The following is a 7944-nucleotide window of genomic DNA, read 5'->3' on the forward strand; positions in this document are numbered from 1 at the left end:
CCGAGGCGCTGGCCGCGAACGACGCGGCCGCGCTCACCCGACTCGCGGCCGAGGCCGTGGACCTGCTCGGCCGCTACGGCTCCCCCGGCTCGGACGGCTGGTCGGCCCACCAGACGTTGGACCGCCTCCGGCCGCAGACGCTGTTGGCACGGATCCTCGCGGCCTCGCAGGGGGCGGGCGGGGAGGCCGACGCCGGTTTCTCCGGGGCGGGGGCCGGTGGTGGGCCTGGTGGTGGGCTCCGTATGGGATTCGGCGGCGGTTTCGCATTCGGCTCGACTGTAGGTGCGGGTGCGGGCTCGGGTCTCGGCTCGGGCGGGTTCACCGATCGGCTGGACGCCGACGAGATCCGGCGCCGTATCGAGGACTTCCGGAACCGGGTGCGTACCGAGGCGCGGCGGCGGGTCGCCGAGCGCCGGGGCGCGGAGATGATCGCCGAGCGGGGCATCGCGCCCAGCGCCGACCAGGTCGACTTCCTCATCGCGAGCCGTGAGCAACTCGTCGAACTACGCCGTACCGTCCAGCCGTTGGCCCGCAAACTCGCGACCCGGCTCGCCGCCCGGCGGCGCAGGGCCGCGCGCGGTCGGATCGATATCCGGCGTACGCTGCGGCGTTCGCTGTCCACGGGCGGTGTGCCGCTGCGCCCGGCCTATCGGCGGCATCGGCCCGCCCGTCCGGAGATCGTACTGCTGTGCGATGTGTCCGGGTCGGTCGCCGGCTTCGCGAACTTCACGATGCTGCTGGTGCAGGCGATGCGGGAGCAGTTCAGCAAGGTGCGGGTCTACGCCTTCGTCAACCGCGTCGACGAGGTCACCCGCCTCGTCACCAACGGTGAGGCCGATCCCGCGGAACTCGGCCGCCGGATCGCCACCGAGGCCGCAGTGTCCGGTTGGCACGGCAGCAGCGACTACGGTGCCGCGCTCGGCGAGTTCGCCGAGCGCCACCTCGACGCGGTGGGCCCGCGTACGTCGGTGATCGTGCTCGGTGACGCCCGCACCAACGGGTTCGATCCCAACGCCGCGGCCCTGCGGCGCGTCGTGGCCCGTGCCCGCCGGGTCCACTGGCTGAACCCCGAGTCGCCGGGCCAGTGGGGGACGGGCGACTCCGCAGCTCATGTCTATGCCGAGATCGTCGACATGCACGCCTGCCGGAACGCGCGGCGACTGGGCGAGCTGGTGACGCGGTTGCTGCCGGTGTGAGGCGTCGGGGGAGGGGTGACGCGAGGAGTGGTCCGCCTGCCGGGTGCGGCGGTCGCTCCCGCGGCCTCCGAGGTCACTCCCGGCCGGTGTCGATCACGCAGAAGCGGTTGCCCTCCGTGTCGGCGAGTACGACGAAGTCGGCGTCCTTCGGGTACTGGTCCCAGTCGACCCGGCGTGCTCCCAGTCCCAGCAGTCGCTCGACCTCGGCGGCCTGGTCCTCCGCGTTCCCCGCGTAGAGGTCCAGATGTACCCGAGGGCGCTCCTGCACCGGGGTCTCACTGAGGCCGAGGGAGAGCTGGGCGCCGGTGCCCCGCGGATGCACCAGCACGACCCAGTCGTCCTCCGGTTCCTCGCGCGGGACGTACCCGAGGGCCTTCGTCCAGAATGCGGCGGCCCGCCGCACGTCGGACGCGCCCAGCACCACGGATCCGATTCTCAGCATGGTCCGATTCTCGCCCCTGCGGATCGGCTGCTCTGCGGGGATGCTGGAAACAGACCTCGACCTCAGGAGGTGCGCCCCATGTTCCGCACCGTCACCGTGGGCATCGACGGTTCGCGTGAGAGCCTGGCCGCCGCCGAGTGGGCGGCCCGGGAGGCAAGGCTCCGCACGCTGCCGCTGCGGCTGGTCAACGTCTGGGAGCCGGTTCCCGAGCCGATGGGGCGGGAGCCGATGTTGGGTACGGGGACGAGACCGGACGGGCAGGGCGGGCGAGCGGGGCCGACTGCGTCGGGGGAGACGGGCGTCGGGCGGGTGCTGAGTGAGGCGGCCGAGGGGATTCGGCTGCGGCATCCCGACGTCGACATGGGCGTCGAACAGTTGACCGGCCGGGCGAGCGAGGAACTGGTGCGGGCGGCGCACGGTGGGGAACTGCTGGTCCTGGGGTCCCGTGGGCTGAGCGGGATCGCCGGGTTCCTGCTCGGGTCCGTCGGGCTGCATGTCGTCGCGCACACCGAGCGGCCGGTCGTGCTCGTGCGGGCGGGGGAGCGGGCCGTGGACGAGCATGCGCCGGGCTCGACCGGGGTGTCGTCCGCCGTGACGCCGTTCCGGCCCGTCGTGCTCGGTCTGGACACCGTGCAGCCGGACCACACCTTGATCCAATTCGCGTTCGAGGCGGCGGTGGTGAGGGGGGCCACGTTGCGGATCGTTCATGACTGGAGTCCGCCGCCGCACTCCGGCCTCCGGGAGAGGCCTGGGCTGGAGGCCGATCTCGATGCCGATGTGGGGCAGGTGGAGGCCGGCACGTTGAGTGAGGTGCTGGTGTCGTGGCGGCGGGAGTTTCCGGCAGTGGAGGTGGTGGAGGAGTCTCGGCGGGGGAAGGCGGCGGAGCATCTGCTGGAGGCGTCTCGGGACGCGTCCCTGCTTGTTGTCGGGCGGCGGGTTCGGCATTCGCCGGTGGGGGCGCATATCGGTCCGGTGGTGCACGCGGTGCTTCATCATGCGGGGGTGCCTGTGGTGGTTGTCTCGCACGACTGAGGTTCGGGGGACGGATTGCTTTCCTCGCCCCCGCCGCCCCTGCTCATCCGATCCCCAGGGGCTGCGCCCCTTCTACGCCGCTTCAGGTGTTGTCTGTCGGCTGTGGGTGGGCGGGCGGGGGCTTGCCGGGGCGAAAGACAGCAGGAGGCAAACGGGCGGGCGCAGCCCCTGGTTTTTCAGGGGGTGGGGGTCAGACGGGGGATTTCTATCGCCGGGCAGCGGTCCATGATCATGTCCAGGCCCGCTTCCCGGGTTCGGTGGTAGGCCTGCTCGTCGAGCACGCCCAGTTGGAACCAGACCGCCTTGGCGCCGATGCGCATCGCCTCGTCGGCCACGGGGCCCGCGAGATCGCTGTTGACGAAGACATCGACGACGTCCACGGGGAAGGGGATGTCGGAGAGGGAGGCGTAGCCCTGTTCGCCGTGGACCGTCTCGGCCTTGGGATGCACCGGGACGACGCGCTTGCCGTAACGCTGCAGGACCTCCGCGACACCGTACGCCGCGCGGTTGCGGTTGTTGGACAGGCCGACGACGGCCCAGGTGTCGCCGAGTTCCGTCAGAACCCTGCGGATCGTGGCGGGGTCGCCGTACATGCCGTCTCCTCTGTCCGTGTGGGAGCGCCCGGTCGCGGGAGCTGCCTGCGGCAACAGCGGGCGGTGCCCGGCGATTCCCGGGCCCCGAATACCTTGCCTCGCGTGCGGTCCCCGCGGTTCCTTGCCCGGCTCGACGTCCGGAATGCCGTCCTCCGTACTGCGTTCGGCCGTTCCCGCGCCTACGCTCACCCCGTGCTGCGTATCACCGACGCCCGGACCGGCGAGCCCGCCGAGATCCGCAGGGCGCTCACCCGGGTCCATGCCCATGCGCCGGGGGACGACACCTCGGCCCTGCGCGTTCTGCTGGTCGCCGACGTCCTCGCCCGTGCCCTGGAGATGGGCGGGAGTCCCGTCCTCCTCGTCGCCGACCCGCCCGCCGTGCTCCGGGAACGTGCCGACGACCTCGGCATCCGCCCGAGCGAGGCCTCCGGGACGAGAGGGGGGCAGCGGGTGCTGCACGTGGTCGGTTCGCGAGAGCCGACGGGCGGCGATCACGGTGGGAAGGGGGACGGCGACGGCGTTGTCCGCTCCCCCACCGAGGTCACGGTCGAGGTCGCCCCCGTGACGGGAAGCGAGGAGTCGGCCGCGACGGGCACCGCCCTTCGGCTCGCTCTCCTCAGCCACCCCCGCCGGACCCCCGTGACCCTCGACGCCACCGCCCTGGCCGAGGCCGCCCACACGCTCGACCACTGGCGCAAGGCGGTGGCGGCCTGGGCGACGCGACCGTCGAGGCCGGTTCCCGAGCCCGTCCGACAGACCCTGCGGGACGCCTGGGAGGACGACCTCGACGTGCGCGCGGTGCTCGACGTCCTGCGGGACGTGGAGGGCGCGGAGGACGTACCGGACGGCGCGCGGTTCGAGACGTACGCCTACGCGGACCGGCTCCTCGGTCTGGAACTCACCCGTGAGATCGGGGCGACGGCATGACCGCGCGCGCCGGAGCAGGCCCGCTGCGCAGACTCGTCGTCCTGCGGCACGCCAAGTCGGCCTGGCCCGTGGGCGTACCCGACCACGAACGGCCCCTGGCACCCCGCGGGCACCGCGACGCCCCCGCCGCCGGGTGGGCCCTCGCCGAGACGGACAGCCTGCCCGACCTCGCCGTGTGCTCCACGGCCGTACGGGCGCGCCGGACCTGGGAGCTGGCCTCCGCGCAGTGGGGCACGCCGCCGCCCGTACGGTACGACGCGCGGGTGTACGCCGCCGATGTGCCGGAGCTGCTCGACGTGGTGCGCGCGACCCCCGACCACGTGCGGACGCTGCTGCTCGTCGGCCACAACCCGGGACTGGAGGAACTGGTGCTGGACCTGGCCGGCGACGCCCTCGACGACACACTGGACGACATACGGACCAAGTTCCCCACCTCGGCGATCGCCTTCCTCTCCTGGCACGGCGCGACATGGGCCGCTCTCGCCCCGGGCACGGCACTGCTGACGGACATGATCGTGGCCAGGGGGAAGCAGAAGACCTGACCGGACATCGGAGGTGGCCAGGGGCCCGGACCCCGGCGACCGAGCCCCGGTCGATGCCCCGCACGGACGGGCGCCGGCCTGCGCATAGGGTGGCCGGATGCAGGACGAGTACCGCACCGTCGCCCGCGCCGGCGTGCACGAGACCGAGGTCAACCGCTCCCGATTCCTGTGCGCGCTCGCCCCGGCGGCCACCGAGCAGGAGGCCCAGGACTTCGTCGCGGCCGTCCGCAAGGAGCACGCCGACGCCACGCACAACTGCTACGCGTACGTCATCGGCGCCGACGCGGCCGTCCAGCGGGCGAGCGACGACGGGGAACCCGGCGGCACCGCCGGCGTCCCCATGCTGCAGATGCTGCTGCGACGGGACATGCGGTACGTCGTCGCCGTCGTCACCCGGTACTACGGCGGGGTCAAACTGGGCGCGGGTGGCCTCATCAGGGCGTACGGCGGTGCCGTGGGCGAAGCGCTGGACGCGCTGGGCGGCATCACGCGCCGACGCTTCCGGCTGGCCACGGTGACCGTCGACCACCAGCGCGCCGGCAAGGTGCAGAACGACCTGCGGTCCACCGGGCGCGAGGTCCGTGAGGTGCGCTACGCGGAGGCCGTCACCATCGAGATCGGCCTGCCCGACGCCGACGTGGACGCCTTCCGCGCCTGGCTCGCCGACACCACCGCGGGCACGGCCGGATTCGAACTCGGGGGCGAGGCCTACGGGGACACGTGAGCGGGATCTCACCCGTTTCGCGGGGCACACGCACGGAGTACCGACGTCGCGAGGGCACGCGCGCGCGACGTCGCCGAGTTCGAGAGGGCACACGCGCGGGCTGCCGGTGTCAGGGGCACGCGCGTGTGGAGGGCGGATGCAGGCGGTGTACGCGGGTCGGTTCGCCGGTAGCCGCCCGTGATGTCCGACCCGCCTGTTAGGTTCGGGGATCATGAGGCTGCTGCACACTTCCGACTGGCATCTCGGTCGGGCGTTCCACCGGGTGAACATGCTCGGCGCGCAGGCCGAGTTCATCGGTCATCTGGTCGCGACCGTGCGGGAACGCGACGTGGACGCGGTGGTCGTGGCGGGGGACGTGTACGACCGTGCGGTGCCCGCGCTGGCGGCGGTCGAGCTCTTCGACGACGCCCTGCACCGACTCGCGGAGCTGGACGTGCCCACGGTGATGATCTCCGGGAACCACGACTCGGCGCGGCGGCTCGGCGTCGGCGCGGGCCTCATCGGCCGGGCGGGCATCCATCTGCGGACGGCCGCCTCGGCGGCCGGCACCCCGGTGGTCCTGGCCGACACGCACGGAGACATCGCCTTCTACGGGCTGCCGTATCTCGAACCCGCCCTGGTGAAGGACGAGTTCGGGGTGGAGAAGGCGAGCCACGAGGCGGTGCTCGGCGCCGCCATGGACCGGGTCCGGACCGACCTGTCCACCCGCCCGGCGGGCACCCGTTCCGTCGTCCTGGCCCATGCCTTCGTCACCGGCGGCGCGCCCAGCGACAGCGAGCGGGACATCTCCGTCGGAGGGGTCTCCTCCGTGCCCGCCGGTGTCTTCGACGGCGTCGACTACGTGGCCCTGGGCCATCTGCACGGCAGCCAGACCCTCACCGACCGCGTCCGCTACTCCGGCTCCCCGCTGCCGTACTCCTTCTCCGAGACCGACCACCGCAAGAGCATGTGGCTGGTGGACCTCGGCGCCGACGGCTCGGTCGACGCCGAACGGATCGACTGCCCCGTGCCGCGCCCGCTCGCCCGGATCCGCGGGCGGATGGACGATCTGCTCGCCGACCCGGGGCTCGCCCGGCACGAGGAGGCGTGGGTCGAGGCCACCCTCACCGACCCGGTCCGGCCCGCCGAACCCATGGCCCGGCTGTGCGAGCGCTTCCCGCACACGCTCAGCCTCGTCTTCGACCCCGAGCGCGCCCCGGGCGACCCGGACGTCTCCTACGCCCGGCGCCTCGCCGGACGCGACGACCAGCAGATCGCCGAGGACTTCGTGGCCCATGTCCGCGGTACGGGCCCCGACGAGCACGAACGGACCGTGCTCAGGGACGCGTTCGACGCCGTACGGGCCGACGAGACGGTCCGGGAGGTCGCCCGATGACCTCTGCCCACCGGCCGCGCCTGCCCGCAGCGGGAGGGTCCCGATGAGACTGCACCGGCTCGACATCACGGCCTTCGGGCCCTTCGGCGGCGCGCAGTCCGTCGACTTCGACGACCTCTCGGCCGCCGGGCTCTTCCTGCTGCACGGCCCGACCGGCGCCGGCAAGACCTCGGTCCTGGACGCCGTCTGCTATGCGCTGTACGGCTCGGTGCCGGGCGCCCGGCAGAGCGGCCAGGGCATGGCCCTGCGCAGCGACCACGCGGCACCCTCGACGCGTACCGAGGTCCGCCTCGAACTCACCGTCGCCGGACGCCGGCTGGAGATCACCCGGCAGCCACCCTGGGAGCGGCCCAAGAAGCGTGGGGCGGGCACCACGGTCGAGAAGGCGCAGAGCGGGCTGCGCGAGTACGACGCGGTCGCCGGCTCCTACAAGGACCTCAGCCGCTCCCACCAGGAGATCGGCGAGGAGATCACCCAGGCCCTGGGGATGAGCCGGGAGCAGTTCTGCCAGGTCGTGCTGTTGCCGCAGGGCGACTTCGCGCGCTTCCTGCGCGCCGACGCCGAGGCGCGGGGCAGGCTGCTCGGCCGTCTCTTCGACACCCATCACTTCGCCGCCGTCGAGAAGCGGCTCGCCGACCGGCGCCGGGCGACCGAGGCGCAGGTGCGCGAGGGCGACGCGGAACTGCTCGCCGACGCCCACCGGATGCAGCAGGCGGCGGGGGACGCCCCGGAACTGCCCGAGCCGGCGCCCGGTGACCCGGGGCTCGCCGACGCCGTGCTGGGCTGGGCCGCGGTCGTCCGCAGCACCGCCCGTGAACGGCTCACCATCGCCCACAGCGCGCGGGCGGCGGCCGAGTCGGCGCGGGCCGCCGCCGACCGAACCCTGGGCGACGTACGCGAAGTGGCGCGGCTGCAACGGCGGTTCGCGGAGGCGCGAGAGCGCGCCGAGCTGCTGGAGGAGCGGGCAGAGAGCCACCGGGAGGACCGGGCCCGGATGGAGCGGGGCCGCAAGGCGGAGGCCGTGGCTCCCGCGCTGGAGCTGCGGGACGAGGCCGAGACCGAGCACCGGAGCGCGAGCGCGGCCCAGTCACGCGCGCGCGCCGGACTGCCCCG

Annotated in this window: 9 protein-coding genes; 7 read left to right on the forward strand and 2 right to left on the reverse strand. The window is 73.3% G+C overall.

Translation table 11 applies throughout. The features are described from left to right. Positions 1 to 1196: VWA domain-containing protein (locus AWZ10_RS25495; protein WP_060892091.1), on the forward strand; the 1196-nt coding region annotated here is incomplete at its 5' end. Between the two features lie 73 nt (positions 1197 to 1269). Here AWZ10_RS25495 and AWZ10_RS25500 read toward each other — a convergent pair. Next, entirely contained in the window at positions 1270 to 1638 is a 369-nt protein-coding gene (locus AWZ10_RS25500) for a VOC family protein (RefSeq protein WP_060892092.1), read from the reverse strand. A 78-nt stretch (positions 1639 to 1716) separates the two neighbouring features. On the opposite strand from AWZ10_RS25500, the gene AWZ10_RS25505 reads away from it, so the two are divergent. Further along, complete coding sequence (locus AWZ10_RS25505) at positions 1717 to 2670, forward strand: universal stress protein (RefSeq protein WP_060892093.1); 954 nt, start codon at positions 1717 to 1719, stop codon at positions 2668 to 2670. Positions 2671 to 2846: 176 nt separating this feature from the next. Here AWZ10_RS25505 and AWZ10_RS25510 read toward each other — a convergent pair whose 3' ends face one another. Further along, positions 2847 to 3263, reverse strand: coding sequence for a CoA-binding protein (locus AWZ10_RS25510; RefSeq protein WP_046708965.1), 417 nt, complete (start codon positions 3261 to 3263; stop codon positions 2847 to 2849). A 192-nt stretch (positions 3264 to 3455) separates the two neighbouring features. Between AWZ10_RS25510 and AWZ10_RS25515 the strand changes: the two genes are divergently transcribed. The 5 genes from AWZ10_RS25515 to AWZ10_RS25535 form a co-directional block, all read left to right on the forward strand. Beyond that, positions 3456 to 4190, forward strand: a complete 735-nt coding sequence (locus AWZ10_RS25515; RefSeq protein ID WP_046708967.1) for a hypothetical protein — start codon at positions 3456 to 3458, stop codon at positions 4188 to 4190. Next, on the forward strand, positions 4187 to 4732 hold the full coding sequence (locus AWZ10_RS25520) for a SixA phosphatase family protein (protein WP_046708964.1): 546 nt from the start codon (positions 4187 to 4189) through the stop codon (positions 4730 to 4732). Before AWZ10_RS25515 ends, AWZ10_RS25520 begins: the two co-directional genes overlap by 4 nt. 97 nt (positions 4733 to 4829) lie before the next feature. Beyond that, the gene (locus AWZ10_RS25525; RefSeq protein WP_046708963.1) at positions 4830 to 5456 is read left to right on the forward strand and encodes a YigZ family protein; all 627 of its coding nucleotides are present in this window, start codon (positions 4830 to 4832) and stop codon (positions 5454 to 5456) included. Positions 5457 to 5667: 211 nt separating this feature from the next. Beyond that, positions 5668 to 6831: an exonuclease SbcCD subunit D gene (locus tag AWZ10_RS25530; protein ID WP_046708962.1), complete on the forward strand. Its 1164-nt coding sequence runs from the start codon at positions 5668 to 5670 to the stop codon at positions 6829 to 6831. Between the two features lie 43 nt (positions 6832 to 6874). Further along, the coding region (locus tag AWZ10_RS25535) for an AAA family ATPase (protein ID WP_159058331.1) at positions 6875 to 7944 on the forward strand (1070 nt) is incomplete at its 3' end.

The organism is Streptomyces europaeiscabiei (assembly GCF_001550375.1).
Classification (GTDB): Bacteria; Actinomycetota; Actinomycetes; order Streptomycetales; family Streptomycetaceae; genus Streptomyces; species Streptomyces europaeiscabiei.